Below are 26,613 nucleotides of genomic sequence, written 5' to 3' on the forward strand. Positions count from 1 at the left end.
CGGAGGGATAAAATGGCCAAAAAATCCCAACAAAAAAAAGACGATAACTTAATTGCCCAAAATAAAAAGGCCCGGCACGATTACTTCGTGACGGACACGGTGGAGGCGGGCCTAGTATTAACTGGAACCGAGATTAAGTCGGTCCGGGCCCACCGGGTAAACTTAAAGGACGGTTTTGCCCAAATCCGTAATGGGGAGGCCTGGTTGATGAACGTTCATATCAGTGAATATGATAATGGAAATATCTTTAACCAGGATCCGCTTCGTAACCGGAAGCTGCTTTTGCACAAGAAGGAGATTCACCGGTTAGCGGGGGCGTTGCAGGATAAGGGGGTTACCCTGGTTCCACTTAAAATGTATATTAAGCACGGTTACGCCAAGGTCTTACTGGGAGTTGCCAAGGGGAAGCACCAGTACGATAAGCGTGAGGCGATCAAGCGTCGTGAACAAAACCGCGAAATTGAACGGGTAATGAAGCATTATTAAGCGATGGGGAGTGTGGCATACACCCCTGTGAGTACAAATGGAGGTCCAGAGTTCGGCTTTTGCCGGGCTTTGGGCCTCCATTTGTGTATGGCGTTATTTACTTTTGATCATATGGTTATGTTAATTTCTGATTAGGACGTTGTATTGGGCGTTACCCGGGAGCCGGTAGTCGAGCTGGTTATAACCATTCCAATTGGTTTGGTGTTTATTCATCCGCGTTTCATTATTAACAACGTGGTGGGGCGACAGACCGAGTGACTGCCGAAGTTCTTTAGAAACCCGGTTAATCTCGCCGGCCGTGGCAATTTGAAAATCAGTTCCGTCGATTTGGGCGTCTTTCCCCTGGAGGTGGTCCTTATGCGTCTGATCCATTGCGGACCGGTAGTTAAGGTAGAGACGGGAAAGGTGGTCGAGGGGGAGGTCGGTCCGGACACCATCCTGGGCTGCCGTGATGATCTCGTTAGCCGCGGTGAGCGAACCATGCTTTTTAAATGAGCTAATGACTGATTGTAGAACTTGTTGACCACGGCGCTGGCGCCCATAGTCGTTGTTGGGGTCATCATAACGCATCCGGGAATACTTAAGAGCGTCGCGACCGTTAAGGTGTTGCCAACCCTTCTTGAAGTGGTGCCCCTCATAGGTGAAGGCGAAGGGGTTATTAACGTTTACACCGCCAACGGCATTGACGACCTTTTTAAGGGTTCCCATGTTGGTCAGGGCATAGAAGTTAATCGGGACACCTAGCAGTTCACTCACTTGCTTCTTGGCTAGTCGGGGACCACCGATCGCATAGGTGGCGTTAATTTTAACGTAACGGGTACCGTCCTTAGTGGTTACCTTTACCAGGGTATCGCGGGGAACGGCAACCATCGTCACCCGTTTTTGCTGGGGGTTAACCGTAATTACTTCCATCGTATCGGTGTTACCGGCGTAAGAGGTTCCCCGTCCTAAGGCACCAACATCGGTTCCCATAGCCAGAACACTAAAGGGACGGCGCTCTTTAATTAGCCTGGTAGCCTGGCTGCTTTCATTGCTAGTGTGGATTTGGTGGACGGTAGAATGCCAAAGCCGGTATTCATAACTAAATAAAATCAGTATCCCGAGAATGATAATAGTTAAAAGGCACCACCAGACGGGACGGTTGGCGAACAGCCGTCTGGTCCGCTGACGGTGCTTTTCTTGTTCACGTTTCATAGTAGCCTCCAATTACAGGTATATATACCCAGTTTACCGGTTCTTTGACAATTAAAAAAATACCATTTTATAATTAAAGAAATAAAAAATTTAGATAACTGGGGGAGGAAAAATGAATTTAAAACAACTGCAAGCCTTCTTGGTAGTGGCACAGGAGCGACAAATTACGGCCGCGGCTAAGCGTCTTTACATGGCCCAGCCCCCACTTTCATACCAGATGAAACAGTTAGAAAAAGAGCTCGGGACTAAGTTATTTACCCGGAGCTCCTATGGAATTGAGTTAACACCGGCGGGGCGGACCTTTCTAACCTATGCTCAGCAGATGGTTAAAGTAAGGCAGGCGGCCGAAGAGGCCCTAAGTCAAGAAAAGACGGGGCAGATGGGGACCGTCCACCTGGGGCTAATCTCGTCCACCGGGGAACTATTGCCGAACCAGGCGCTGACCCAGTTAACAACCTATTATCCCCGGGTCAACTTTGAAATTACGGAGGGCAATACGATGGCCCTGATTGACCAACTCAATAGTGGCCTGTTGGACCTGGCGATTGTACGAACGCCCTTCAATACTCGCGGCCTTATCCAGCAGGTGTTGTACCAGGATCAAATGGTGGCGGTTGGTAACCACCAGCGCTATTCCTTTCCGTCAGCGCGGATGCAGATTAAGGACTTTGACCACCAACCCCTGATCCTTTACCGCCGCTTTGAGGCAATTTTTAATGATACCTTTGCCCGGAACGGGATTACCCCCTTTTATAGTGTTAAGTGTGATGATGCCCGGACGGCAATTAACTGGGCCGATAAGGGGATGGGGATCGCGCTGGTGCCGCGGTTAATTGCCCAGAGCTGTGCCCGTTCCGCAATCACAACGGTGGACTATCCAGCATGGGACTCACAAATCGAGGTCGTTTGGCAACGTGACGGCGGCCTAAGTCCGGTGGCCAAGCGCTTTGTTAATTTGCTTACTAGCGAAAATAAAAAGCCGCTAAGTTAGCGTTAAAACTTAGCGGGTTAGTATTAATATTTACTTGAGTCGGTAGCCCATTCCGCAATTACCAGCGAGCGACCGGTTTCTGAACTGGACTTTTTCGGTGTCAATTTGACCAGTCCGGGACCAGTGGTCTAAGACGCTTGCGATTAGGATCGCCAGTGGCTCATCCTGGCGGTTAGTGACGCGGAGCTCATGACAGTAGGAACCAGAGAAGCGGACTGGCTTTAAGGCAAAGATGAGCTTGCCACCACCAAAGACCCGGTAACGGTTACCGAGTGGCGATCCCACAATAATCCAATTGAGACCGCGAATGTAGACTACCTGACGGACAAAGCCAAACGACTTGCCAACAATACCAACCCGTTGCCGGTTTTGATAGAGACCAAACTTGGGGAGGAGGCCGAGTGATAGTTGTTTGACTTCCGCTAGCAGTTGACCGTCGATTGCGTATAGGGACAAGACATCGTGATGCAGCCCCCATTTACCGGCAAGCAGGTAACACGACTGCCCCTGCTCATCACGGATAATCGTTGTGCCGTGCAGATCGGTTGCGTGATCACGAAGGTACAATTTGCGCACAAGCTCACCACCATTTCGCTACTAGAATTAAATATATTTTACCAGCTTCCCCTCCAAAAGCCTAATTATTCAACCGGCAAAAAACGCTTCCATTGTTACTGTTACTAGTGAAGGGGATATGATAAAATAAAAGACGAGGTGCATAATACTGATGAAACAATTAATCCATAATGACTGGTGGGAAGTATTAAAACCCCAGTTTGAGAGTTCTTACTATTCACAGCTACATGATTTTCTAAAGGAGGAGTACATGCACCGGACCATTTATCCGGAAATGCATCACATTTTTGAGGCATTTGAGTGGACTCCCTTTAGCACGGTTAAGGTAGTTATTTTGGGCCAGGATCCATATCATGGCCCTCACCAGGCACACGGGTGTAGTTTTTCGGTATTACCAGGTGTGGCGGTCCCACCTTCGTTGCAAAACATCTATAAAGAACTGCAAACGGATGTGGGATTTAAGCCGGTGAACCATGGTTACCTTAAGCACTGGGCCGACCAAGGCGTCCTATTGCTTAATTCGGTTTTGACCGTCCGTGCCGGTCAGGCCTTCTCTCACCGTGGACATGGTTGGGAGCGGCTCACTGACGCGGCGATCCATGCCCTGTCAGAGCGTCCTAAACCAGTAGTTTTCATTCTGTGGGGGCGGGCTGCCCGGGACAAGAAGAAGCTGATTAACACGACTACCAATATCGTATTAGAATCAGCCCACCCCAGCCCGTTATCGGCTAACCGGGGGTTCTTTGGTTCACGACCATTTTCCAAGACCAACGAGGCACTTCGCGCAATGGGAGAACAGCCAATTGATTGGCAGCTACCGGCTAACCCGGTAGTTGATGAAGGTCCAGCAAACGAGCTGCCTAAAAATGCTTAAGGATCAATTGAGGAGGTACTTGCATAATGGAATTATTTGATGAAATTGCTGCTAAGGTAAAGGGAACCGGTAAGACGATTGTTTTCCCAGAAGGTGAAGATAAGCGGGTATTAGGCGCTGCTGTTCGCCTACAAAATGATGGCCTGCTGAAGCCGATCCTGTTAGGGACCCGGTCAGAAATCGAAAAGACCGCTAGTGACAATGGTTGGGATATTTCTGCCTTAACCGTTTTGGACCCGGCAGAATACCCAGAAGAAGATAAGAAGGCCATGTTCGACGCATTACTAGAACGGCGGAAGGGGAAGAACACCCCGGAACAAGTAACGGAAATGCTGAAGGACGTTTCTTACTTTGGTACCATGTTGGTTTACATGGGTAAGGCTGACGGTATGGTTTCCGGTGCCGTTCACTCAACCGGTTCAACTGTTCGTCCAGCTTTGCAAATCGTCAAAACTAGGCCGGGTGCTCACCGGATCAGTGGTGCCTTTTTGATGATCAAGGGTGACCAACGTTATATCTTTGCCGACTGTGCGATCAACATCGAATTAGATGCCCCAACGATGGCGGAAGTTGCTGTTCAAAGTGCCGAAACGGCTAAGCTCTTCGGTATTGATCCTAAGGTTGCCCTGCTGAGCTTCTCCACCAAGGGCTCTGCCAAGGGTGACATGGTTACCAAGGTGGCCGACGCAACGGCTAAGGTTCACGAAATGGCTCCAGACCTGCCAGCAGATGGTGAACTACAATTTGACGCCGCCTTTGTACCAGCAGTTGGTGCATTGAAGGCACCTGACTCAAAGGTTGCTGGTCACGCGAATGTCTTCATCTTCCCAAGTCTGGAAGCTGGTAACATTGGCTACAAGATTGCGCAACGCTTTGGTGGCTTTACAGCCGTTGGCCCAATTCTGCAAGGACTCAATGCGCCAATTGCTGACTTGTCACGGGGTTGCAATGAAGACGACGTATATGACGTGGCCTTGATTACTGCTGCACGGGCATAATTGAGCTTAAAAATAGTTAATTTAATATTAAGGGGTGCATGACAGAAGCCAGTTACGACTTCAATCATGCACCCCTTTTGTCTTTGGCGTTTAGATCAGCTACAATAGGAACGGTTATATAGAGAATTATTAGAGGTGAGTTTAATGAAAACAGTTGAAATGGCCAGTCGCGAGGCCACGATCGCCCTTGGGGAGGCGGTCGGTAAACAACTCGCTGCTGGGGATGTCTTAGTGCTGGACGGTGACTTGGGGGCCGGTAAGACGACCTTTACCAAGGGACTTGCCAAGGGACTTGCCATTCCGGATATTATTAAAAGCCCCACCTTCACCATTATTCATGAGTATCATGATGGCCGGTTACCACTTTACCATATGGACGCGTACCGCTTAGAGAACGGTGGCGGTGAAGACCTTGGCTTGGAGGAATACTTTGATAGTGACGGTGTAAGTGTTGTGGAATGGGCCGAGTTCGTTGCCGATGAACTACCCGATGACTATTTAGCAATCCACTTCAAGCGGACCGACGATGAGGATCGGCGGGTACTGGAATTCGAACCGCACGGTGACCACTTTGATCACTTGGTGATGACGGTGGTGAAGTAAATGGCTGATGTTCAAGTAAAATTAGCTACGGCCGAAGATGCCGCGGGAGTGTTAACCTTATTGCGGCAGGCAGCCACCGAGAGTGACGCGATCCTCGTTCCCCATTTGGCCGACGTCACGCTTGACCAGGAACGGCGGAATATCGACATGATCAATTCTTTTGATGATTGTGTGATGCTCCTGGCAATGTTAGACTCGACGCCAATCGGAATTGTGACGGTGATGGTCTTGGAGGATCAACCGACCGTTGGTGAACTAGGCGTAGTGGTCGCTAAGCCATACTGGCGTAACGGGATCGGTCAACTATTAGTAGACGAAGCTGAATATTGGTTTGCTAACTATAGTAGTCTGGATAAGCTGGTACTGACGGTTTTTGAAACCAACCAGCCGGCGATTAACCTTTACCGGAAGCTGGATTTTGTGGAAACCGGTCGGGAAAAGGATGCCGGACGGCCGGCACTCAAGATGGAATACCAACCGCGTTAAAGTCGGGGGAAGGGACTTCTTTCATGAATCCCTCCCCAATAAATAGGCGTTCAGCATGCGAAAAAGATCCGCATGCTGGACGCCTATTTATGTACGTATTGGTAAGTTTAGCACTATCCAACGGCCTTTTTACTATTTTTTATGGAAGACCTGCTTAATATTTCGCCAGATTGACCCGTGTTCTTGAAAGTCGCTGACCGGCTGGGTAACCTCGACGCAGCCAAGGTAATCACCCTGGTCGTTATGGAGAGCGTAAAAGGCAATGCTAACTGGCTGCTGGTGGTAGTGGATTAAAAGCTTAATCGAGCTACGGTCACCGCTGTGCATCTCGTGCAGGACCTGCTTAACCCGTCCTTGACTGTGACCGGGGTGTACGTCGAGGACATGCTTACCCAGGTCCGCATCGGTTCGCTTAAACAGCCGGTGCCGGTTGGCTGACGACCAGCGAATAATATCATTTTGATCAATAAAGTCAAATTCAACGGGGATCGTAGTAAAGATGGCGTTGAGTTCGTCAAGAGTTAATTCTCCACCGTGGAGGGGGATCTTTTCCATACTTGAGTTCCTTCTTTCTGCAGTTAACCCACCATTTTAATGAAGGGTCTTAATCGTTGACTACCAAACTGCCGCCCCTGGGTGAGTAGGATGTTGGCACAGGCCTGGGCGTCATCTAGGGCATTATGGTGGTGGTGCAGGTCAACGTTTAGAGCATCACAGACCGTGTTGAGCTTGTAGTTGCTAAGCCCCGGTAGGAGTTGCCGGCTGCTAGCCAGTGTATCAAGGGTTAGGTAGGCCGGTGGCTCAATACCGTAATGTTCGAGGGTGCTTTTTAAAACGCTGTTGTCAAAGCGATTGTTGTGGGCAACCACTAACTTTTCGGGTGTGTAAAACTCTTTAATGTGTTCCCAGACGGTTGGAAAGGTTGGCGCGTTGATAACATCTTGTTTATGGATACCGTGGACCTGGATATTACGCCAGAAAAAATCGGTCTGCGGGTTAATAAGCGTATAGAATTCGTCGGCGATCTGACTATTACGCACAATTGTTAGTGCCAGTGAACAGGCGCTGTAACGTTTGCCGTTGGCCGTTTCAAAGTCCATTACAATAAAATTCATTAAAAGAGCACCACCTTGTTAGTTGTCGGATCATGATAATACAATTGTACAAATGGCCAGTTACTTTTGCAATTAAATGATACAATACAATGGTAAGCGTTTTTGAATATTAAAGTTAAGAAAATGAGGAAGACAAAATGGCAAATTTAATTATGGAATTTCCGGAAATTGAAATTAAACAAGATGAGCCACTGATGCGGTACACGTATACCCATACGGGCGGACCGGCAGACTGGTTGGCCTTTCCCAAGAGCGTTGACGAGGTGAAAACGTTAGTAACCTATGCGAGTGCTCACCAGCTACCGCTAACGGTACTGGGAAATGCTAGTAACCTAATTGTTCGTGACGGGGGAATTGAAGGGCTAACCCTGATCTTAACCAAGATGGACCAGATTACCGTTAATGGTGATGAAGTGGTTGCCCAGGCCGGGGCATCTTACATTGACACGACAATTGCTGCTCGTGACCATAGTTTGACCGGGCTAGAATTTGCGGCCGGGATTCCCGGTAGTGTAGGTGGGGCAATCTTCATGAATGCCGGCGCCTATGGTGGGGAAACTAAATTTGCGGCCAGCAAGGCCACGATCCTACTCCCAGATGGCACCATTAAGGAAATGACCAATGAAGAACTCGACTTTGGTTACCGCCACAGTAGTATTCAAGAAAATCACGGGATCGTATTAGATGCGACCTTTAAATTGACTCCTGGAGACCGTGATAAGATTGCGGCTAAAATGAAGGAGTTAAATGAGCGCCGGGCGGCTAAGCAACCACTTGACCTACCATCGTGTGGAAGTGTCTTCAAGCGGCCTACGGGTTATTTTGCTGGTAAGCTGATTCACGATGCCGGCTTACAAGGATACACTTCGGGTGGGGCCCAGGTCTCGACGAAGCATGCCGGCTTTATCGTCAATATTGACCACGGGACCGCCAATGACTATGTGAATGTCATTCACCACGTTCAGGAGACGGTTAAGAAAAAATTTGGTGTAAGCCTGGAGACCGAAGTACGGATTATTGGGCGCAACTAAAAAAGGGGGAGCGAGACAGAAGTCGGTTACGACTTCGTCTTCGAGCCCCCGCGAGCACAAATAGGGGCCCAGAGTTCGGCTTTGCCGGACTTTGGACCCCATTTGTGTACCGCGTTGTTCGCTTTTGATCTATGTAAAAGGACTTATGTCACAGTCCCTTTAAAAAAATACTGTCAAAACGTTTTACTTAGTGCCATGATAACTTTTGTAATCGGTTTTATACTATGATAAAATAATATATAGAGATAAAACGATTTACTAAGGAGAAATCATTATGAGCAATAAAGTAGTTGTTTTAGGTAGTATTAATGTCGATACCACCTACCACGTTGAACGTTTTCCCCAACCGGGTGAAACCATTTCTGCTAAGAGTAAGAGTTCCGCTCCTGGTGGCAAGGGTGCTAACCAGGCGGTTGCGGCGGTTCGCTCTGGTGCCAAGACTGCCTTTATTGGCGCAGTGGGGTCAGATAATGAAGGGCAGTACATGTTAGAGGCGCTCAAGGAGAACAATATCGATACGCACCACATTATGGTTGATAAGTATCACGGTACCGGGACCGCGGCAGTGACCCTAGATGCTAGCGGCCAAAACGATATCATGATCTATGGTGGTGCTAACCAGGCAATGACTACGGACGTTTTGGCCGGCGTCGATGATGTACTTAGTGATGCTGACTTTTTAATCAGTCAATTTGAAACGCCACAAGCGGTGACCCTCGAAGCATTTAAGATGGCTAAACAACACGGGGTTACCACGATTCTAAACCCCGCACCGGCACACGATATTATTCCGGAATTACTGCAATACACCGACGTTATTACTCCTAACGAAAGTGAATGTGCCCTACTAACGGGGATTGAAATTGCGGACGAGAAGTCAATGTTGGCCAGTGCAGAATACTTCCAGACGCGGGGCGTTAAGCACCTCCTGATCACTTTAGGATCGAAAGGGGTCTTTTACGCGACGCCAACTGACCACGGCCTGGTACCAGCCTTTAAGGTCAAGGCGGTTGATACTACCGCAGCTGGTGATACCTTTATCGGTGCCTTAAGCTCACAGCTTAAAGACGATTTAAGCAACGTGGCGGAGGCCCTGGTTTATGCACAACGGGCATCAAGCTTGACGGTTCAGCAAATGGGGGCCATGCCATCGATCCCGACAGCTGACAAGGTACGGGCAGCATTGGCTGAATAATCACTTGGATTGATCTAAATAGGCGACAAGTATTTCGGGAAAGGCCGAACGCTTGTCGCCTATTTGTGCTCACGAGGGTGACGGTAAACACCTTTTTATTTTAACTTACCTGATTACCCCACCGAAATAGCCTTAACAACCAGTAAGTTATGAGTTGCATAACGGTCATGATCAATACAAACTCAATCATTCGCCAAGACCAAATACCAAGTAACTGCCTGAAAAACCAGGAAGGGGTAAAGAGGAGGTAAATGGAGTGGAGGCGCAGGAAACGACCGATGTAAATCCCGACCCCAGAAAACAGGCTAAAAAGGATAATCCACCAATTCTTGACCCCCGGGTGATGAGGCGTTGTTAACATGGTTAATTGGCGGGCCGTTTTTTCTAGACTGAGTGTTCCTAAAATTAAGCAGGATAATGCACAGGTAACCATCATGGCAAAGATCAACCAGATAACGGGGTTCGTTTTGAGAATCCCGTTAACGTTGGTGTGGGGATGTAGCCAGGAAAGGTGAAAGAGGTCGGTGGTAACGTAGGGCGCGTTGGGGTAAAAGATTAACCAAAAGAATAGGCCAAGCCAAAAAGCCAGGGCGCGCCGGTCGTTAAAGCGGCGGAGCTGGAAACCAATTTCGATGGGGAGGTAACCGAGGAAGGTGTTAAGGGCCATAAAGTCGTAGGGGGCCTTAACAAAAATGGCAAGGAGGATAATTAGTATCCAGAAATAGAGCCGGATAAGCCAGTGAAGTAACGATTGTTTCATGTACTATGCTTCCTTTAAAAAGATCGATACTTTAAGGATAACAGATTTTTGGCCCTTAAAATGATATAATATGAACGTGAATTTAGAGGATGGTGAATGTTATGCAGTTTATTGCTTCGCTTCTGACGTTGCAAAACCTGGTTCGCTTAATCGATATCCTCGTAATTTGGTTTCTGATTTATGAATTACTGATCTTGATTCGGGGTACACGGGCAGTCCAACTGTTTCGTGGTATTTTGATCATTATCCTGGTAAAGGTAGTAAGCTGGTATGTCGGCTTAAGTACCGTTTCCTGGGTAATGGACCAGGTGATTAACTGGGGAGTGATTGCAATTGTGATCATCTTCCAACCAGAAATTCGACGGGGACTTGAGCACTTGGGACGGGGCTCGTTCTTTACCGCTCATCAGACGGCGAATGAGACGGAAGAAGAAATGATTAAGCAATTGGATCAGGCGATTCAATACATGTCGAAGCGCCGAATTGGGGCTTTAATTAGCATTCAGATGAATACCGGTTTGGAAGAATATATTGAGACCGGGATTCCACTAGACGCTGATATTTCAGGAGCGTTACTGATCAATACCTTTATTCCGAATACACCGCTTCATGACGGGGCAGTTATTATTAAGGATAATCGAATTGCGGTGGCAGCGGCCTACCTACCGTTGTCAGACAGTAAACTAATTCCTAAGGAGCTGGGGACCCGGCACCGGGCCGCAGTTGGAATTAGTGAGGTGACGGATGCATTGACAATCGTTATTTCTGAAGAAACCGGTGAAGTATCGATTACCAAGGATAATGAACTGATTCGCAACATGTCCCAAAGCGACTATCTAAAGTTCCTCCGTTCGCAGCTTTATAAGCATGAGCCGCAGCAACGGGATAACTTAATAACTAAGCTGGCTGCTAAGTTTAGCCGGCGTGGAGGTGGTCGTCATGCACAAAAATAATGGTGATGGCATTTTTAGTCGTAAATGGGTCCTCCGTTTACTATCACTTATCTTGGCCATCTTCTTGTTTGTTTATGTTAACGGTAGTAAAAATGGCTTTTTACGCCAAAACACCCGTGATAGTAACCAGGCGACAGCGCTAATGTCTAATAAAACGGCTAAAATCCGGATGCCACTTAACATCACGGTTGATAATGACCGCTACGTGGTGACTGGTTATCCACAGTACGTTAACGTTAAGGTTAGTGGACCGTCAGCACTGGTAACGACCACTAGCAATACGCAGAATTTTCGGGTCTACGCTAATTTAAATAGTCTTGGTCCGGGTAAGCACCGGGTACCAATCAAAACGACCGGATTAAATTCAGATTTGCATGCCGTAATAGCGCCACGCTATATTAACGTTAATATTCAGCCGCGGAAGACGATTACCATGCGGGTTAGTGTTCGGTTGAGTAACCATGACCTTGACAATGGTTATTCAGTTGGCCGGCCACGGCTGGATACGGAGTTTGTTCAGGTTACCGGGGCCCGTGATGAAGTCAATAAGGTAAGTCGGATCGTGGCCTTCGTAGCGGTGCCTAATAATGCGAAGGGGAACCTACAACGGTTAGTTACCCTCCAGGCAGTTGATAAGAATGGTCAGACTTTAAATGTTGTGATCATGCCGAAGACAACTAACGTTACGATCCCAATTAGCCGGGGTGATAATGATTCATCCAGCAGTGAGTCGGATGATTCATCATCTTCATCGTCAAGTAGCAATAATAAGGATAATAATGATCAAACTGCTGATAGCTATACGAGTAATAGCAGTGTAAATTCATCAAGTAATCAAAGGGGAGAATAAATAATGAAACTTAAATATTTTGGTACAGATGGTGTTCGTGGAGTAGCAAACCAAGACCTTAGTCCGGAATTGGCCTTCCGGGTCGGCCGGGCCGGTGGTTATGTCCTAACCCGGCACTCAGACCGGAAGCGTCCACAGGTACTGGTTTCACGTGATACACGGATTTCTGGACAAATGCTGGAAAATGCCCTGGTCGCTGGTTTGCTCTCCGTGGGAATTGAGGTTCTGCGCCTCGGCGTTGTAACGACCCCCGGGGTAGCCTACCTGGTGCGGGCCCAGGAAGCGGATGCCGGGGTAATGATTACGGCTAGCCACAACCCGATTAAGTACAACGGGATTAAGTACTTCGGTGGGGACGGCTTCAAGCTTTCTGACGATTTGGAATACGAAATTGAACAGCTACTAGACGCACCGGAAGATACGCTGCCTCGCCCATCAGACGAGGGCCTGGGAACGGTTGTTGACTACCATGAGGGTGCCTTAAAGTACACTTCCTTCCTGGAGCAAACGGTTTCGACTGACCTAAGTGGCTTAAAGGTGGTCGTTGATGCAGCCAACGGGGCAACCAGTGGTTTTGTTTCCAACCTTTTTGCGGACATGAACGTGGACTTTGTTCCAATCCATGCCCAACCGAATGGGTTAAATACTAACCTTGACTGTGGATCAACTCATCCGGAAAGCCTGCAGAAGGCGGTCGTCGATAACGAAGCGGACCTAGGAATTGCCTTTGATGGGGATGGTGATCGCTGCATTGCCGTTGATGCCGAGGGTAACATCGTTGATGGTGATAAGATTATGTACATCTGTGGTAAGTACATGGACGGTAAGGGCCTGCTTAAAAAGGATACGGTAGTCACAACCGTTATGAGTAACTTGGGGATGTATAAAGCCTTAGAAGCTCACGGAATGAAGAGCGTTAAGACCAAGGTCGGTGACCGCTACGTCGTTGAAGAGATGCTCAAGAATGGTTATAACCTGGGTGGTGAACAATCTGGCCACATTATTTTCTTGGACCACAACACGACTGGTGATGGAATGCTAACGGCCCTTCAACTATTGTCAGTGGTTAAGGAGACGGGCAAGTCCTTAGCTGAATTGGCCAGTGATGTGACTACCTACCCACAAGAACTGTTAAATATCAAGGTGGCCGACAAGAATGCCGCAATGGAAAACGAGAAGTTAAAGGCGGTTGTCGCCGAAGTGGAAGACGAGATGGCCGGTAATGGTCGGGTCTTAGTACGGCCAAGTGGGACGGAACCACTGCTCCGGATTATGGCCGAAGCACCAACGCCAGAACTAGTTCACCAGTATGTTGAAAAGATTGGTGACGTTGCCCGGGCGGAATTAGAAGTTAAGTAAGGCCGGCCTGACAACTTAATATATGGGATCAAAGGGAGTAAGACAGAAGTCGGTCACGACTTCGTTTTCGAACCCCCGCGAGCACAAATAGAGGTCCAGAGTTCGGCTTTACCGAGCTCTGGACCTCATTTGTGTACCGCGTTGTTCTCTTTTGATCTATATAGAGGGACTTATGTCACGTCCCCTTTTATTTAGCTGCTAGTTCATGTTCAATTAGTTCAATTAGACCTATACCAATCAAGTGCAACCGATTGACAATCACCGGGAAAACTTGTACTATACAATACAGTTGCGTGTGAAATGCACTAATTAAAAGTTATCTATACCAATTTTTAGCGTTAATTAAATATAAAAAGGATGGAAAAATTATGTGTGGAATTGTTGGAGTTACTGGTACTGATAAGAGTCTCTCAATCCTAATTGAAGGATTAAAGCGGTTGGAATACCGTGGCTATGACTCTGCCGGTGTATACGTAAATGATCAAAAGGGACACGACTATTTAGTTAAGCGTCCTGGCCGGATCAGCAACCTGGAGGCAGCATTGACTGATGATGTTCATGGTTTGTCCGGAATTGGCCACACCCGTTGGGCAACGCATGGTGAACCTAGTGAAGCCAATGCACACCCACAGTACTCACAAGATGACCGTTTCTACCTCGTTCACAATGGTGTGATTGAAAATTATGCCCAACTGAAGAAGGAATACCTGGCTGGTGTTCACTTTACGAGCCAAACCGATACGGAAGTCATTGTTCAGTTGGTAGACAAGTTTGTTGTTGATAATCAGATGACGACTGAGGCGGCTTTGCTTAAGGTCTTACGTTTGATTAGCCCAGATTCTTCATACGCCTTTGTACTGATGGATCGTAAACAACCAGACACGCTTTACGTAGCTAAGAACAAGAGTCCACTTCTGGTCGGACTTGGTGATGGTTACAACATGGTTGGTTCTGACGCAATGTCGATGCTTAAGCAAACCAACACGTTTATGGAAATTGAGGACCACGAATTAGTAATTGTGAAGCCGGACCACGTTACGATCAAGGACTTTGATGGCAACGAAAAGAAGCGGCAATCCTTCACTGTAGACATGGATGCTAATGCCGCGGATAAGGGTGCTTACCCTTACTACATGCTTAAGGAAATTGATGAACAACCAGCAGTAATGCGGAAGTTGGTTCAAAAGTACTTTGGGGCGGATGATCAACCACAAATCGATGAAAAGTTGTTAAAGGCGATGGCGGCTGCTGACCACCTTTACATCGTTGGTGCTGGGACCAGTTACCATGCCGGTTTAGTAGGTGCCCGTATTTTTGAACGGCTCTGTGGAATTCCAACGAGTGTTCATATTTCTTCTGAATTTGCCTATGAGCAACCACTGCTGTCCAAGAAGCCGTTCTTCATCTTCTTAAGTCAGAGTGGTGAAACTGCTGATAGTCGACAGGTACTGGTTAACGTTAACAAGAATAACTGGCCAAGTCTGACGATTACCAACGTTGATAAGTCAACGTTGTCACGGGAAGCGACCTTTACCGAACTGCTTTACGCGGGTCCGGAAATTGCCGTTGCTTCTACTAAGGCGTACACGGCCCAAATTGCCGTTGAAGCAATCTTAGCTAAAGCGCTGGGTGAATACCTAGGTAAGCAAGCTGCTAAGGACTTCGATGTTAAGCACCAACTGGGCTTAGTAGCCAACGGAATGCAAGCAATTACGGACAGCAAGAAGAAGCTCGAAGAAGTTGCCGCACGTTACCTGTCGAAGCCACGCAATGCCTTTTACATTGGTCGGGGAATCGACTGGACGGTTTCACTAGAAGCGGCCTTGAAGCTGAAGGAAATTTCATACGTGCAAGCGGAAGGCTTTGCATCTGGTGAATTAAAGCACGGGACAATCGCACTGATTGAAGACCATACACCGGTAATCGGAATTATTACGCAGGACCGGACGGCCGGTTTGACCCGGAGTAATCTGGATGAGACGAAGGCCCGGGGAGCAAGCACGATTACGATTGTTTCGCGTCACCTGGCCCAAGAGGACGACACAATTGTTCTACCAGATGTTGATGAAATGTTAAGTCCGTTGCTGAGTGTAATTCCTGCCCAGCTGCTGGCATACTACACTAGTCTTGGCAAGGGCCTTGATGTTGACAAGCCACGGAACCTGGCTAAGTCAGTTACGGTTCAATAAAAATAGGGGAAGTTTCCCACAATTGTAGTGAAGAAGGGGAGCGTGATAGAGGCGATTGATGGCCGCTATCACGCTCTTTTTTTACCTCATAGTAATGTGACCGCTTTAGTGCCTAAAATAATAGACATAAATTGACATTTATTTTAAAATTGTGTTGACATCATCCAATGTAACCGTTATCATAATAGTTGCAAGGTATTAAGTATTTACCTTCTAATCAATTCTCTTTCTCTCTTATGCCAATCACCGTCCTCGCGACGGTGATTTTTTGTTTTAAAGTCGTTATAATAGCTAGGGGAAAGGAGAGTTCGTTTTGGAAAAGCAACACGAAGTACTAACTTTGATTGAAGAGATTACCCGCAACGATGGGAGTAGCTATTACGAAATTGGCAATATGGTCCATAATGGTCGGGCCGAATTAGCCGCTGAACGGGGATATATTAAGGAGGTCCGGATTCTCCAGTTAAACATTCCCCATTCTAAAAATGTAATTAAATACGAAAACTTTATTAATAGTCACTACCAAATGCAGGATGAATCAATGGATCACTGGGAAGAGTGGAAACGAACACCGGAAATGGACGAAGTTGTTAAGGCCATTCTTAACGAAAATCATATTGGTTAATTTGACCAGGAATCATTATTCAAAAGAAATTATCAACTGCGGTACCGGTCGTGGCCTTTTTTTGTTGAAAAAGTCCTATACAGCCGCGGTTTGAGCCAGTATAATTTGATGAGGAGTTATAGAAAGTGGAGGTTTTGGAGAGATGAGATCAGTTGGACGTAGGCAGCAGCGTCATTACATTACGGGGATTGATGGCCTACGTACATTAGCGGTATTAGGGGTAATTATTTATCACCTGTTACCAAACGTACTGCAAGGGGGTTACCTCGGTGTACCCCTTTTCCTGTTAATTTCGGGTTACTTTGTTACATATCAGATTTCTAAGCACGTAGCTAACGACGGTTACTTTGACGTGCGGCGCTTTTACAAGCGACGGTTTAAACGTCTTTACCCAGTATTAGTTGCAATGCTGGTGCTAACGACGGCTTACATAACACTATTCGCCCACCCGCTGCTTCACCACATTAAGGCAACCATTATCACGAACTTATTGTGGGTCTACAACTGGTGGGAAGTAAAAAATGGCCAGTCTTACTTTGACCAGTTTGGCGGGGCGTCACCTTTTACCCACCTGTGGACGTTGGGCGTCGAGGCACAGTTCTATGTATTATGGCCGCTAATCTTATTACTACTTTTTCGGGTATTTAAAAAGAAAAAGTGGGTTAGTCGGATTGTCCTATTATTAGCAATCCTGTCGGCAGTTGAAATGGCCGTCCTATATGACCCGGCCAATATCAACCGGGTGTACTACGGTACTGATACCCGGGCCTTTTCCCTGTTATTAGGAGCCTGGCTAGGATTAACCTGGCCGGTAGACCGGTTACGTAGGAATTTAATCCGGTCAGATGTGCGAATGTTAAACGGGATTGGAATCGTAGCAATTATTATTACCATCTACGGTTTCTTTACCTTAAACGGACAAAGCCCCGTCACCTATCGTGGGGGAATGTTCTTCTACAGCTTTGTCGGGATGATCCTCATTGCGATGATCCTTCATCCCGGTTCCAGTATGAATCGTTGGCTAACGAATGGCTTCTTCTCGTGGGTTGGTAAACGTTCCTATGGGATCTATGTTTACCAGTACCCAGTGATGGTCTTTTACGAGCGGTTAGTCCATATTGGTGAGCACCCGGTGATCAATGCACTGGTTGAGTTTGTGATTATTGCGCTGATTAGTGAACTTTCCTATCGTTTGTTAGAAAACCCATTGGCCCACTATGATTGGACAAACTTACGGCAGGATATTTACGACTTACGGTACCTATCTTGGCAAGGAGGAATTAAGATGGCGTTTGGAGTATTGGCATTAGGAATTGCCCTGTTTGGGTTCGGTCAACCTGACCACCAGCCTGCGAAGACAGCTGTTCAGGCCCGTATTGAACGTAACCACCAGGCGGCGGCAGAGCATAATAAGCAGCTGGCAGAGGGGAAACAGGCAAGCACTGGCAAGCCAACCAAGCTTGAAAAGGAATATAACCTAACGAATCAACAGATTAAGGAACTAAAGAAGACCAAAATAACCGCGATCGGTGACTCGGTCATGGCTGACGCGGCTAATAGTATTCAGGAGTTAATGCCACAGGCCTATGTTGATGCAAAGGTCGGCCGGCAGGGAAGCGAGGCTCCCGCGGTAATTGACCAGCTTAAGTCTCAGGGACACCTAAATAAGATTGTGGTTCTTAACTTAGGAACCAACGGCTCAATGACGAAGGAAACCATCGACCAGATTCTTGCCGGAATTGGTAATGACCGGCAAATTTACTGGTTAACAGCCCACGTACCAACCAAGCCATGGCAACAAACGGTTAACCGGCAGATTAAAGAAACGGCCAAAAAACATAAGAATGTCCATGTAATTGACTGGTATGGTGAAAGTAATAATCATGCGGACTGGTTTGCCGATGATAATGTGCACATGGACGATCAAGGAAATATTCACTATACCCGGATGATTGCCAAGGCAATTTTGAACCACCGATAGGAGTGCTTTGATTGACTGAAGATGAGTATTTATTAGATCAGGCAATTGATGTTTACTTAAGCGGCTTAAAGGGACTAGAAGCGTTTATTTCAGAGCCCTCGGCCGAATTTGCCTTGTCCTTTGAACAATACCTTATTTTACGAAGTATTACGAAGCAGCCGGGAATTAAGTTGATGGATATTGCCCGTCAGCGTAAGGTTACCCGAAGTGCAGTTTCGCGACAGTTAAAGGTTCTTCTAGGAAACGGCTACGTTACTCAGAAGCGGGATCCGGCCGATCGCCGTCGTCAGGCACTGGTGGTAACACCAGCCGGGAAAACGGTTGAACAACGGATTACTGCCAATGTAAAGAAACGGTTTAAAAAATGGGTTGCAATCTATGGCAGTGAACGGGGGCAAATGCTGCTGGACCTTCTGGCGGACTTTAACAAGCAAATTCTCCAGAATAACCCGGGTAGCAATAAGGAGTCGAAGCAAAATGATTAAGATGATTGCACTAGATCTTGATAATACCCTCTTGAACAATGCTAAAGAGATCTCGCCGCGAAATAAACGCGTCTTGCGGCGGCTCCACCAGCAGGGAATTCAGGTGGTACTATGTACGGGGCGGCCGATTAATGCTATTTGGCCGTATATTGAGCAGTTGGGGCTGACGACGCCTAGTGACTACACCATTACCTTTAACGGGGGGTTAGTTATCAATAACCTCACGAAGGAGCACCTCTTTGAATTTGGGATGAGAAAGCAGGACTTGACACCGTTATTGCAGTTCGTTCAGCAGCACCGGATTCCGCTAAACGTACTGGATTTTGATCAGGTCTACGAATTGAACGACTTTCCGGGCTCCATTTACCGAACCGTACTAAAGCACATTAACTTCCAACCGATCGCTAGTGCTGACTTGCCGGAGAAGACTTATAGTAAGGCAGTCATGGCAATTCCGGCAGAAAAGTTAACCCCGATTATTAAGAGTTTGCCGGCCACACTGACGAAACATTACCATGCTGTGCAATCCCAGCCAATGATTATGGAATTCCTACCGACGGGTGTTAATAAGGCCGTCGGGTTAAAAGTGTTATTAAAGCACTTTGGTGAGGACTTTAGTAACCTGATGAGCTTTGGCGATGCCGATAATGATTTAGAAATGATTAAAGCGGCAGCACAGGGCGTGGTAGTTGCCAACGGACTTCCGCAAGTTAAGGCAGCGGCTACGGCAATCACTGCTTCCAACGAGGACGATGGTGTGGCCACTTATTGCGAGCAATTTTTTGCAACACAATTGTAATAAAAGGTCATATTAGACGTTAAAGTGGGGCGTTTTCCCAGAAAATCTGTACTTTTCTGGAGGAAATCCCCCACTTTTTGTTTTAACTGAGGCCTTTTAGCAATAAGAAGTACTTCTTGAATAGTCCTTATTAAATAGCGATTAATCATATTAAAATTGTAATATCAATTTACAATATTACAATTAATTAACAATCACATAGCGAAAACGGGGAAAGCGAAAAATAGTTGTTACATGTTAGTAAAGTTGGCCGTGTACCATAGATGCTGTTGAATGAGTTAAATAACTATATTAATAAAAGGATGGTTGTTTTATTTATGAATACTAAGAAAAACTTGGTAAAAGTCTTTACTACTCTTGGGGTGGTAGCCTTAAGCGTTTCAACAACTGCATTGGTTGCCAACGCCGACATGGTTTACACCGTTCAAAGTGGTGATACCCTTTCGAGTATTTCTTACAAGTTCGCAAAGGATAACAGCTTAATCAATGAGATTGCCAAGGACAATAACCTGGGCGATATGAACCAGCTCCATGTTGGACAAAAGCTCTTAATTAAGGGAAATGGCCAAATTACTCCCGTGGGCAACAATGATAACGACTCACAGCAAAGTAATGGCCAGGATGATGATACTAAGACACCACAACTTAGTAGCAGTGAACAAGCAGCTAAGGACTGGATTGCTTACCATGAATCACGGGGAAGCTATACTGTCCAAAACGGTGTTCACTATGGACGTTACCAGTTAGACTTAGCCTACCTTGGTGGTGACCTTTCACCAGAACACCAGGAGAAGGTTGCTCAACAATATATGCAAAACCGTTACGGTTCTTGGCAAGCCGCACAGGCCCACTGGGAAGCCAACGGTTGGTGGTAATAAAAGAAAAGGATCACGCTCCATGCGTGATCCTTTTTGCTAGGAAATTAGTAGTGGGTATGATATGATAATGGTTGTAACGGGGATGTTTTTTGGATTCGACAGGTATAGGTCGAGTTTCAACTGCGTTTCGAAGGTTGCGTCTTCGTAAAAACGCTCAGTTTTAAATTATAACTGCAAACAATAATTCAAATGCTTACGCATACGCTGCCTAACAAGTAGCGCGCGTAAATCTACTTCGGGTTCGTCCATGATGCGAAGGTAGGTTTTATATTTTAGTGGACTACGCTACTTACTCCCGTTTGAAGTAATTAGAAGAGATTAATCAAGCTAGCTAGTCATGGTTGCCCTGATCAACGGCGTTTTGGTTAGTGAATTTTAAATAGTTGAGATACGAACGTAGAGGTTGAAATGGCGATATGCTTGGACACGGGTTCGACTCCCGTCATCTCCATAAATATATTTACCTAAAAGTTGCTAAGTACGTACTTAGCAACTTTTTATTATACGAAATATTAGTATTTTGATTATTGAAAGACTTTCCAATTCACTAATGAAAAGTATATAATGATGACTAAAACTAAGTAAAGGTGGTATGGCAAGAATGGGTCAGGTAAAGCCAACGTTAATTATCGAAGATTGTTCGGCACTGGGTCAGATTTCAACTGTGGCGGCCGTTACCATCCTGCAGTCTCTTGGTGAAACTACGGCCCTCTTGCCCACCAGTCTTTTATCGACGCAAACGGAGGGCTTTGGACGGCCGGTACAATTGGCAACCGCCGATTGGCTACTTAAGACGAGTCACCATTGGCAAGACCAGCGAGTTGAGTTTAAGAGTGCACTGGTTGGCTACCTCGGTAGTCCCCATATAATAGCGACGGTCCACCAGCTATTAGACCAGCTTAGGCCGCCACGGTTAATTGTCGACCCGGTAATGGCAGATCAAGGGCAGTTATACCCGGGACTTACCAGTCACTATCCCCGGTTACTTCGCTCGTTGTGCCGGCGGGCGACGGTAATTACTCCCAATTGGACGGAACTATGCATTCTAGCCGGTCAGCCAGTAATGGCACCGAGTCGGGAGCACCTCACTGAGTTAATGGACCGGCTATCTAAAATGAAGATTACGGCACCAGTGGTAGTGACCGGGGTTAGGAACGGACCGGTGATTGGATATTGGCTGGTTGAACATCAGCACGTCGTCTACCTGCCGGAAAAGTATTTCCCGGGACATTATTACGGAACCGGCGATACCTTTGCGGCCTTACTAACCGGATTTTTGAACCGGCAGTTCGGCTTAGAACAAGCAATTACTGCTGCGGGGGCAGCGCTGACCACAGCAGTCGCGGAAACGAGTCAGTTACCTGAAGAAGAGCGTTATTATGGTCTCCGTCTTCAAGCGCTACTGGCTGATTTAGCACGAAAGGGATAATAAATATGAAGAGACAAGAGAGAATAAAGAAGTTAACCTTAGCAGCGTTATTTTTAGCATTAGCAGTGGTGTTTGGCCGGGTATTCTTAATCCCGTTACCCTGGACCCGGGGGAATGTAAACCTGTGTGATGCCGCGATCTTGATCGGCGCCCTTCTCCTGGGGCCATGGTATGGTGGAGCAATTGGTGGCTTTGCCGGACTATTTCTTGACCTCATTTCCGGCTTTGCCCAGTATGCACCATTCTCGTTTATTGCCCATGGGTTAGAGGGGCTGATAGTTGGACTAGTGGCCCGTTGGCTGCCTAACCGTTGGGGCCGTCTCCTGGGCTTGGTACTAGGAGTGGTGATTATGGTGATCTGCTACCTCTTTGCTGATTCATTATTGTACAGTTGGGCAACAGGGGTTCTAGGAATTATTCCTAATACAATCCAAGGATTAGTAGGAGCCGTAATTGCCGTTTGCTTCGAAGTACCATTACGTCGCCGGTTACATGTTTCGCTTAATAAATAATAGGGAGGTTTAGATAGTGAATATTTTAATGATCGAAGATAATCACTCGGTTTGCGAAATGATGGCAATGTTTTTAAAAAAACAAAATTGGAATTACCAATTTGCCTATGACGGTGTAGAAGCTGAAGAAGTATTTAACCAGGACCCAACTAAATGGGATATTATCCTCCTGGATTTAAACCTGCCTAAAAAGGATGGTATGCAAGTAGCGGCCGATATTCGGCGGGTTTCACCAACGGTACCGTTAATTATGCTGACGGCCCGTGATACCGAAAGTGATCAGGTATTAGGCCTAGAAGTTGGTGCCGATGATTACGTCACCAAGCCCTTTAGCGCCATTACCTTAATTGCTCGGATTAAGGCCCTCTACCGGCGAAGCCAGCTTGCTAAGGCACCGGTTGGCCAAGAAAAAGATGAAGAAGACAGCTTTGACGTGGTTACCAAACACTTCCGGATGAATACTAAAACCCGGGAAGTATACCTATATGATCAGCCGATCGCCGACCTAACGCCAAAGGAATTTGACCTGCTAAAGACGCTGGCCTCCAAACCTCGTCAGGTTTTTACCCGTGAACAGTTGCTTCAGCTCGTCTGGGACTATGAATATTACGGGGATGAACGAACCGTTGATGCCCATATCAAAAAGCTCCGGCAAAAGCTTGAAGACTTAGGACCACAAGTGATCAAGACAGTTTGGGGAGTAGGCTATAAATTCGATGACGAAGCTTAAAAAGATTACCAGAATGAAGCTAATGTACCGGCTAATGCTGAGCTTCTTTACAATCATTGTACTGTTAATGATTATCATCAGTATTTCTTTTATTAACGTTACCAACCGGTCAATGTACCAGGATACCTGGCGCCAACTTCGTCAGGATTCTGACAGCTTAATTCAGGACTCAATCCGTTATGATCCGGTTGAACATGACTTTAAGGGCTTTGCTACGCCGGAACTAAATACCAATGCCCGTTTATTAGCTCATCAGGATGTCCATTTTGCCATTTATGATACCAGTCAACAGCAGGTTTTCACTAGTAATGGTTTTACGCCGACGATTACGGCTGATAGCTGGGCTAAGTTAAAAAAGGGGAAGACGATTTATATTAAATTAACGACCCCCCGTCTTTCCAAGAAGATCTCGCCAACGTCACTACCACGAATGACCGAAATTATTCGTCCCTACCGTGTAAAAAACAAGTTAGTAGCGGTGGTGGCAATTGCTACTTTTGCTTCTTCCTTAGAAGAAAATATGCATGAGATTAAGCTTAACCTGTTAGTAGCACTGCTCTTTGCCGGGCTGTTAACGGTTGCTGCTAGTTATATCTTTTCCCGATCCATTACGGTGCGTGTTAACCGCCTGCGTAAGTTAACCTACCAGGTTACTAAGGGGAATTATGATGTTCGCTTGCGGATTATGGGAAATGATGAAATTGGTGACCTTGCCCGGAGCTTTAACCAAATGACGGCCTCCTTGCAACGCTCGCAGAAAGAGATCCACCGCCAAGAAGAGCGGCGGCGGCAGTTCATGGCCAATGCTGCCCACGAAATGCGGACACCGCTGACTACTATTAATGGGATCCTCGAGGGGCTGCAATACGATGTAATTCCAGAAGAGGATAAGAAGCACAGCATTGAACTGATGCAAAATGAGACTAAGCGGCTAATTCGGCTAGTTAATGACAACTTAAATTACGAAAAGATCCGGACGAATCAGATCGCCATGGACCGTAAGCTCTTTGATGCGGCCGCTGTTTTACATAATCTAAAGGAACAGCTCGCCAAGAAGGCCAGTGCCCAGGGGGATCAGATCGAACTGAAGGTGACGGACGGCCTGTTGGTTTATGCGGACTATGACCACTTTGTTCAAATTATGTTTAACATTATTCAAAACGCGATTCAGTTTACCGAAAATGGCCATATCCTTGTAGCAGGAAAACAGGTCGATAACGGAACTGAGTTCATAGTTCAAGATGACGGGATCGGAATGACACCGGATCAGTTAGAGAACATTTGGGAACGTTATTACAAGGCCGACCGTTCACGGATGAACACCAAGTATGGCGAGTCCGGTCTAGGTCTAGCGATTGTTCACCAACTGGTGCACCTCCATAACGGGAAAATTACGGTTAAGAGTAAGATCGGCCAGGGCAGTACCTTTACAATTTTCTTCCCAGATAGCAAGACGGCTCACGCGGCCGAACAGGATCACAATTAAAAATAGTAAACGTTTTGCAATTGGACCAATTTTTTATTTAGAAAGTTACTTACTATTAATACAATGTTTTGCCGACTAGACCAAAAATTATGGGGTTGTGCAAGCGTTTCCAGTGTGATAAATTATTTCCTTGTAGATTGATTGATAGGAGAGAATTGTTATGCTTCTTACGTACTTACTTGCATTGGTTCCCGCCGTTGGTTGGGGGGTTATGCCCCTGATTACTGGGAAGGTTGGCGGTTCCACCGTTAACCAAACTTTCGGTATTGGTGCTGGTGCCACGATTGTTGGTTTAATTGCTTTTGCAGTTGCTAAGTTAAGTGGTAATCCTGGTGCCGTGGTAGTTAGTAGCCGGGGCTTTTGGATCTCAGTCCTCTGTGGGGCTCTGTGGTCAACCGGACAGATCGGTCAATTCGTTTCGTTCAAGCGTATGGGTGTTTCCAACACGATGCCGCTATCAACGGTCTTCCAGTTAGCCGGTAATTCCATCATCGGTGTGATCTTCTTTGGTGAATGGCACACTGAGCGGGCTCTGATTATTGGTTTCTGTGCATTGCTGATCGTGATTCTCGGTGCCCTTATGACGTCAATTACTGACCAGGCATCTAGCAAAAAGGTCACGGTTCAAAACTTCTTCTTCCTGTTAATTACGACTTTCGGTTACTGGGTTTACTCGACCTTCCCGAAGTTGCCATGGTTAAAGGATGAAAAGTCACTAGGGATCTTTTTACCGGAAATGATCGGGATCTTGATTGGTGCCATCATTTACGCCATTGCTTCTGGTAATGTTAAGGCATTTAAGCAAAAGGAACAGTATTTAAACATCTTTGGTGGTCTTTCCTGGGGGATTGCGGCGCTTGCCTACATCTTTGCCGGGCGTTCACTTGGTACTAACGTGGCCTTTATCTTTACCCAATTAAACGTTGTTATTGCAACCCTGGGTGGGATCCTGGTCCTGCACGAACGGAAGACCAACCGGGAAATGGGCTTTACAGTCTTAGGTATTATCTTTGTTGTCTGTGGTAGTATTCTAACTGCCTTTGCCCACTAAGATTATTACCCGGGAAATAGATTCAAAAAAGAGGCTAGGGAAAATTGGCTTTTCCCAGCCTCTTTTTTAGTTTCAATATTACAATAGTTTCGTTGCTTGCGGTTAGGCAACCGGTCCTACAAGGCCCTCTCTTAGTAAGGGAAGTTATCCATGTGGTCGTCTGCGGTAATTTGCCGGACTGCCTTAGCAGGAACACCCAGTACTAACGAATTTGCCGGCATGTCTTTGGTCACCACGGCGCCAGCGCCAATCACGCAGCCATCGCCGATTGTCACACCGGGACAAATCGTTACGCTCGCACCAAGCCAACAATTATTGCCGATCGTAATCGCCTTACCATATTCGTAGTCGGTAAAACGTCCGTCAGCTTGCTGACGCGGGTTACGTTGTTGGTAACGCAGCGGGTGTGTAGCCGTAGCAATCGTAACGTTCGGGCCACACATGACGTTATCACCAATTTTAACCGGGCAAGTATCAAGAATTGTAAGGTTAGCGTTGGCGTAAAAATTCTTCCCGAGCGTGGTAAACCGACCGTAATCGACGAAGAAGGGTCCCTGAAGATAAACGCCCTCCTGGTGGTTAGGAAAGAGCCGGTCGATGATGGCCGTCCGTTCGACCGTATCTTCATCGGTTGTCAGTAGGTAATCACGACAGAGCCGATGAGCATACTTTGAAAATTGGTTGAGCTCTTTGGTATCTGGACAGTAAGGTTGTCCCGCTAGCATCTTTTTAGTATTTTCATCCATAAAAGGTCACTCCCATATTTAAATTATGGCAAATGGTAAAGTCGGTTGCAATGGCTACGAGATATTTATAATTATGATTGAAACCGACTACAGAATCCGCTATCATTTAGAAGTAAAGTTAATCTATTTAAGAAAGAGGCTCTGATAATGACACAGTTAAAATTTGACAGTAGTGCCTTAAAGCAATTTGTTCATGATAACGAACTCGGTGAAATGCAGGCGATGGTTAAC

At 46.6% G+C, this 26,613-nt stretch carries 28 protein-coding genes and 1 other RNA gene; 23 read left to right on the forward strand and 6 right to left on the reverse strand.

From position 1 onward, the window contains the following. The first annotated feature begins 12 nt into the window (after positions 1–12). Positions 13–486, forward strand: a complete 474-nt coding sequence (gene smpB, locus ACI31H_RS01485; RefSeq protein ID WP_439770231.1) for an SsrA-binding protein SmpB — start codon at positions 13–15, stop codon at positions 484–486. A 120-nt stretch (positions 487–606) separates the two neighbouring features. Here the strand turns inward: smpB and ACI31H_RS01490 are convergent, their stop codons facing one another. Continuing rightward, the gene (locus tag ACI31H_RS01490) at positions 607–1,680 is read right to left on the reverse strand and encodes an LCP family protein (RefSeq protein ID WP_439770232.1); all 1,074 of its coding nucleotides are present in this window, start codon (positions 1,678–1,680) and stop codon (positions 607–609) included. A 112-nt stretch (positions 1,681–1,792) separates the two neighbouring features. Between ACI31H_RS01490 and ACI31H_RS01495 the strand changes: the two genes are divergently transcribed. Continuing rightward, positions 1,793–2,671 (forward strand): LysR family transcriptional regulator, encoded by an 879-nt coding sequence (locus tag ACI31H_RS01495; RefSeq protein WP_439770233.1) that lies wholly within the window; start codon positions 1,793–1,795, stop codon positions 2,669–2,671. A gap of 30 nt (positions 2,672–2,701) precedes the next feature. Here ACI31H_RS01495 and ACI31H_RS01500 read toward each other — a convergent pair whose 3' ends face one another. Continuing rightward, positions 2,702–3,247 carry an LURP-one-related/scramblase family protein gene (locus tag ACI31H_RS01500; RefSeq protein WP_439770234.1) on the reverse strand — a complete coding sequence of 182 codons (546 nt, stop codon included), beginning with the start codon at positions 3,245–3,247 and terminating at the stop codon, positions 2,702–2,704. Positions 3,248–3,398: 151 nt separating this feature from the next. Between ACI31H_RS01500 and ACI31H_RS01505 the strand changes: the two genes are divergently transcribed. The 4 genes from ACI31H_RS01505 to ACI31H_RS01520 all read left to right on the forward strand — a co-directional run bounded on the left by ACI31H_RS01505 (position 3,399) and on the right by ACI31H_RS01520 (position 6,208). After that, positions 3,399–4,121: a uracil-DNA glycosylase gene (locus ACI31H_RS01505; RefSeq protein WP_439770235.1), complete on the forward strand. Its 723-nt coding sequence runs from the start codon at positions 3,399–3,401 to the stop codon at positions 4,119–4,121. A gap of 26 nt (positions 4,122–4,147) precedes the next feature. After that, a complete protein-coding gene (pta, locus tag ACI31H_RS01510; protein WP_439770236.1) occupies positions 4,148–5,119 on the forward strand; it encodes a phosphate acetyltransferase in 972 nt (323 codons plus the stop codon). A gap of 144 nt (positions 5,120–5,263) precedes the next feature. Continuing rightward, positions 5,264–5,722: a tRNA (adenosine(37)-N6)-threonylcarbamoyltransferase complex ATPase subunit type 1 TsaE gene (gene tsaE, locus ACI31H_RS01515; protein ID WP_439770237.1), complete on the forward strand. Its 459-nt coding sequence runs from the start codon at positions 5,264–5,266 to the stop codon at positions 5,720–5,722. Then, positions 5,723–6,208: a GNAT family N-acetyltransferase gene (locus tag ACI31H_RS01520; RefSeq protein ID WP_439770238.1), complete on the forward strand. Its 486-nt coding sequence runs from the start codon at positions 5,723–5,725 to the stop codon at positions 6,206–6,208. Between the two features lie 132 nt (positions 6,209–6,340). Here the strand turns inward: ACI31H_RS01520 and ACI31H_RS01525 are convergent, their stop codons facing one another. Both ACI31H_RS01525 and ACI31H_RS01530 read right to left on the reverse strand, forming a co-directional pair. Then, positions 6,341–6,763: a PAS domain-containing protein gene (locus ACI31H_RS01525; protein ID WP_439770239.1), complete on the reverse strand. Its 423-nt coding sequence runs from the start codon at positions 6,761–6,763 to the stop codon at positions 6,341–6,343. A 23-nt stretch (positions 6,764–6,786) separates the two neighbouring features. Then, the gene (locus ACI31H_RS01530) at positions 6,787–7,323 is read right to left on the reverse strand and encodes a 3'-5' exonuclease (RefSeq protein ID WP_439770240.1); all 537 of its coding nucleotides are present in this window, start codon (positions 7,321–7,323) and stop codon (positions 6,787–6,789) included. 137 nt (positions 7,324–7,460) lie between these two features. Here ACI31H_RS01530 and murB point away from each other — a divergent pair, with 137 nt between their 5' ends. Together murB and rbsK are read left to right on the forward strand one after the other, a co-directional pair. After that, positions 7,461–8,354, forward strand: coding sequence for a UDP-N-acetylmuramate dehydrogenase (murB, locus tag ACI31H_RS01535; protein WP_439770241.1), 894 nt, complete (start codon positions 7,461–7,463; stop codon positions 8,352–8,354). A 274-nt stretch (positions 8,355–8,628) separates the two neighbouring features. Beyond that, positions 8,629–9,549 carry a ribokinase gene (rbsK, locus tag ACI31H_RS01540; protein WP_439770242.1) on the forward strand — a complete coding sequence of 307 codons (921 nt, stop codon included), beginning with the start codon at positions 8,629–8,631 and terminating at the stop codon, positions 9,547–9,549. A gap of 100 nt (positions 9,550–9,649) precedes the next feature. Here the strand turns inward: rbsK and ACI31H_RS01545 are convergent, their stop codons facing one another. Next, positions 9,650–10,309, reverse strand: a complete 660-nt coding sequence (locus ACI31H_RS01545; protein WP_439770243.1) for a DUF1361 domain-containing protein — start codon at positions 10,307–10,309, stop codon at positions 9,650–9,652. 101 nt (positions 10,310–10,410) lie between these two features. Here ACI31H_RS01545 and cdaA point away from each other — a divergent pair, with 101 nt between their 5' ends. The 15 genes from cdaA to ACI31H_RS01620 all read left to right on the forward strand — a co-directional run bounded on the left by cdaA (position 10,411) and on the right by ACI31H_RS01620 (position 25,636). Then, positions 10,411–11,262: a diadenylate cyclase CdaA gene (gene cdaA / locus ACI31H_RS01550; protein ID WP_439770244.1), complete on the forward strand. Its 852-nt coding sequence runs from the start codon at positions 10,411–10,413 to the stop codon at positions 11,260–11,262. Beyond that, entirely contained in the window at positions 11,249–12,112 is an 864-nt protein-coding gene (locus tag ACI31H_RS01555; protein ID WP_439770245.1) for a CdaR family protein, read from the forward strand. The genes cdaA and ACI31H_RS01555 overlap by 14 nt, the downstream gene beginning before the upstream one ends. Positions 12,113–12,115: 3 nt before the next feature. After that, positions 12,116–13,471, forward strand: coding sequence for a phosphoglucosamine mutase (gene glmM, locus ACI31H_RS01560; RefSeq protein WP_439770246.1), 1,356 nt, complete (start codon positions 12,116–12,118; stop codon positions 13,469–13,471). 368 nt (positions 13,472–13,839) lie between these two features. Beyond that, positions 13,840–15,660 carry a glutamine--fructose-6-phosphate transaminase (isomerizing) gene (gene glmS, locus ACI31H_RS01565; RefSeq protein WP_439770247.1) on the forward strand — a complete coding sequence of 607 codons (1,821 nt, stop codon included), beginning with the start codon at positions 13,840–13,842 and terminating at the stop codon, positions 15,658–15,660. 313 nt (positions 15,661–15,973) lie between these two features. Continuing rightward, on the forward strand, positions 15,974–16,285 hold the full coding sequence (locus ACI31H_RS01570) for a hypothetical protein (protein ID WP_439770248.1): 312 nt from the start codon (positions 15,974–15,976) through the stop codon (positions 16,283–16,285). A gap of 142 nt (positions 16,286–16,427) precedes the next feature. Further along, positions 16,428–18,266: an acyltransferase family protein gene (locus ACI31H_RS01575; protein WP_439770249.1), complete on the forward strand. Its 1,839-nt coding sequence runs from the start codon at positions 16,428–16,430 to the stop codon at positions 18,264–18,266. 11 nt (positions 18,267–18,277) lie between these two features. After that, a complete protein-coding gene (locus ACI31H_RS01580; RefSeq protein WP_439770250.1) occupies positions 18,278–18,751 on the forward strand; it encodes a MarR family winged helix-turn-helix transcriptional regulator in 474 nt (157 codons plus the stop codon). Further along, on the forward strand, positions 18,744–19,550 hold the full coding sequence (locus ACI31H_RS01585; RefSeq protein ID WP_439770251.1) for a Cof-type HAD-IIB family hydrolase: 807 nt from the start codon (positions 18,744–18,746) through the stop codon (positions 19,548–19,550). The genes ACI31H_RS01580 and ACI31H_RS01585 overlap by 8 nt, the downstream gene beginning before the upstream one ends. A 317-nt stretch (positions 19,551–19,867) precedes the next feature. Beyond that, positions 19,868–20,425, forward strand: coding sequence for a LysM peptidoglycan-binding domain-containing protein (locus ACI31H_RS01590; RefSeq protein WP_439770252.1), 558 nt, complete (start codon positions 19,868–19,870; stop codon positions 20,423–20,425). Positions 20,426–20,506: 81 nt separating this feature from the next. Further along, positions 20,507–20,882: a transfer-messenger RNA gene (ssrA, locus tag ACI31H_RS01595) on the forward strand. A 147-nt stretch (positions 20,883–21,029) separates the two neighbouring features. Beyond that, positions 21,030–21,857 (forward strand): bifunctional hydroxymethylpyrimidine kinase/phosphomethylpyrimidine kinase, encoded by an 828-nt coding sequence (locus ACI31H_RS01600; protein ID WP_439770253.1) that lies wholly within the window; start codon positions 21,030–21,032, stop codon positions 21,855–21,857. 5 nt (positions 21,858–21,862) lie between these two features. Continuing rightward, complete coding sequence (locus tag ACI31H_RS01605) at positions 21,863–22,369, forward strand: ECF transporter S component (protein ID WP_439770254.1); 507 nt, start codon at positions 21,863–21,865, stop codon at positions 22,367–22,369. Between the two features lie 16 nt (positions 22,370–22,385). Continuing rightward, entirely contained in the window at positions 22,386–23,099 is a 714-nt protein-coding gene (locus tag ACI31H_RS01610) for a response regulator transcription factor (protein WP_439770255.1), read from the forward strand. Positions 23,100–23,112: 13 nt separating this feature from the next. Beyond that, the gene (locus ACI31H_RS01615) at positions 23,113–24,585 is read left to right on the forward strand and encodes a sensor histidine kinase (RefSeq protein WP_439770259.1); all 1,473 of its coding nucleotides are present in this window, start codon (positions 23,113–23,115) and stop codon (positions 24,583–24,585) included. Positions 24,586–24,745: 160 nt separating this feature from the next. After that, positions 24,746–25,636, forward strand: a complete 891-nt coding sequence (locus ACI31H_RS01620; protein WP_439770256.1) for a GRP family sugar transporter — start codon at positions 24,746–24,748, stop codon at positions 25,634–25,636. A 131-nt stretch (positions 25,637–25,767) separates the two neighbouring features. Here the strand turns inward: ACI31H_RS01620 and ACI31H_RS01625 are convergent, their stop codons facing one another. Beyond that, on the reverse strand, positions 25,768–26,382 hold the full coding sequence (locus tag ACI31H_RS01625; RefSeq protein WP_439770257.1) for a sugar O-acetyltransferase: 615 nt from the start codon (positions 26,380–26,382) through the stop codon (positions 25,768–25,770). Between the last annotated feature and the right edge of the window lie 231 nt (positions 26,383–26,613).

The organism is Limosilactobacillus sp. (assembly GCF_051873035.1).
Lineage (GTDB): Bacteria > Bacillota > Bacilli > Lactobacillales > Lactobacillaceae > Limosilactobacillus.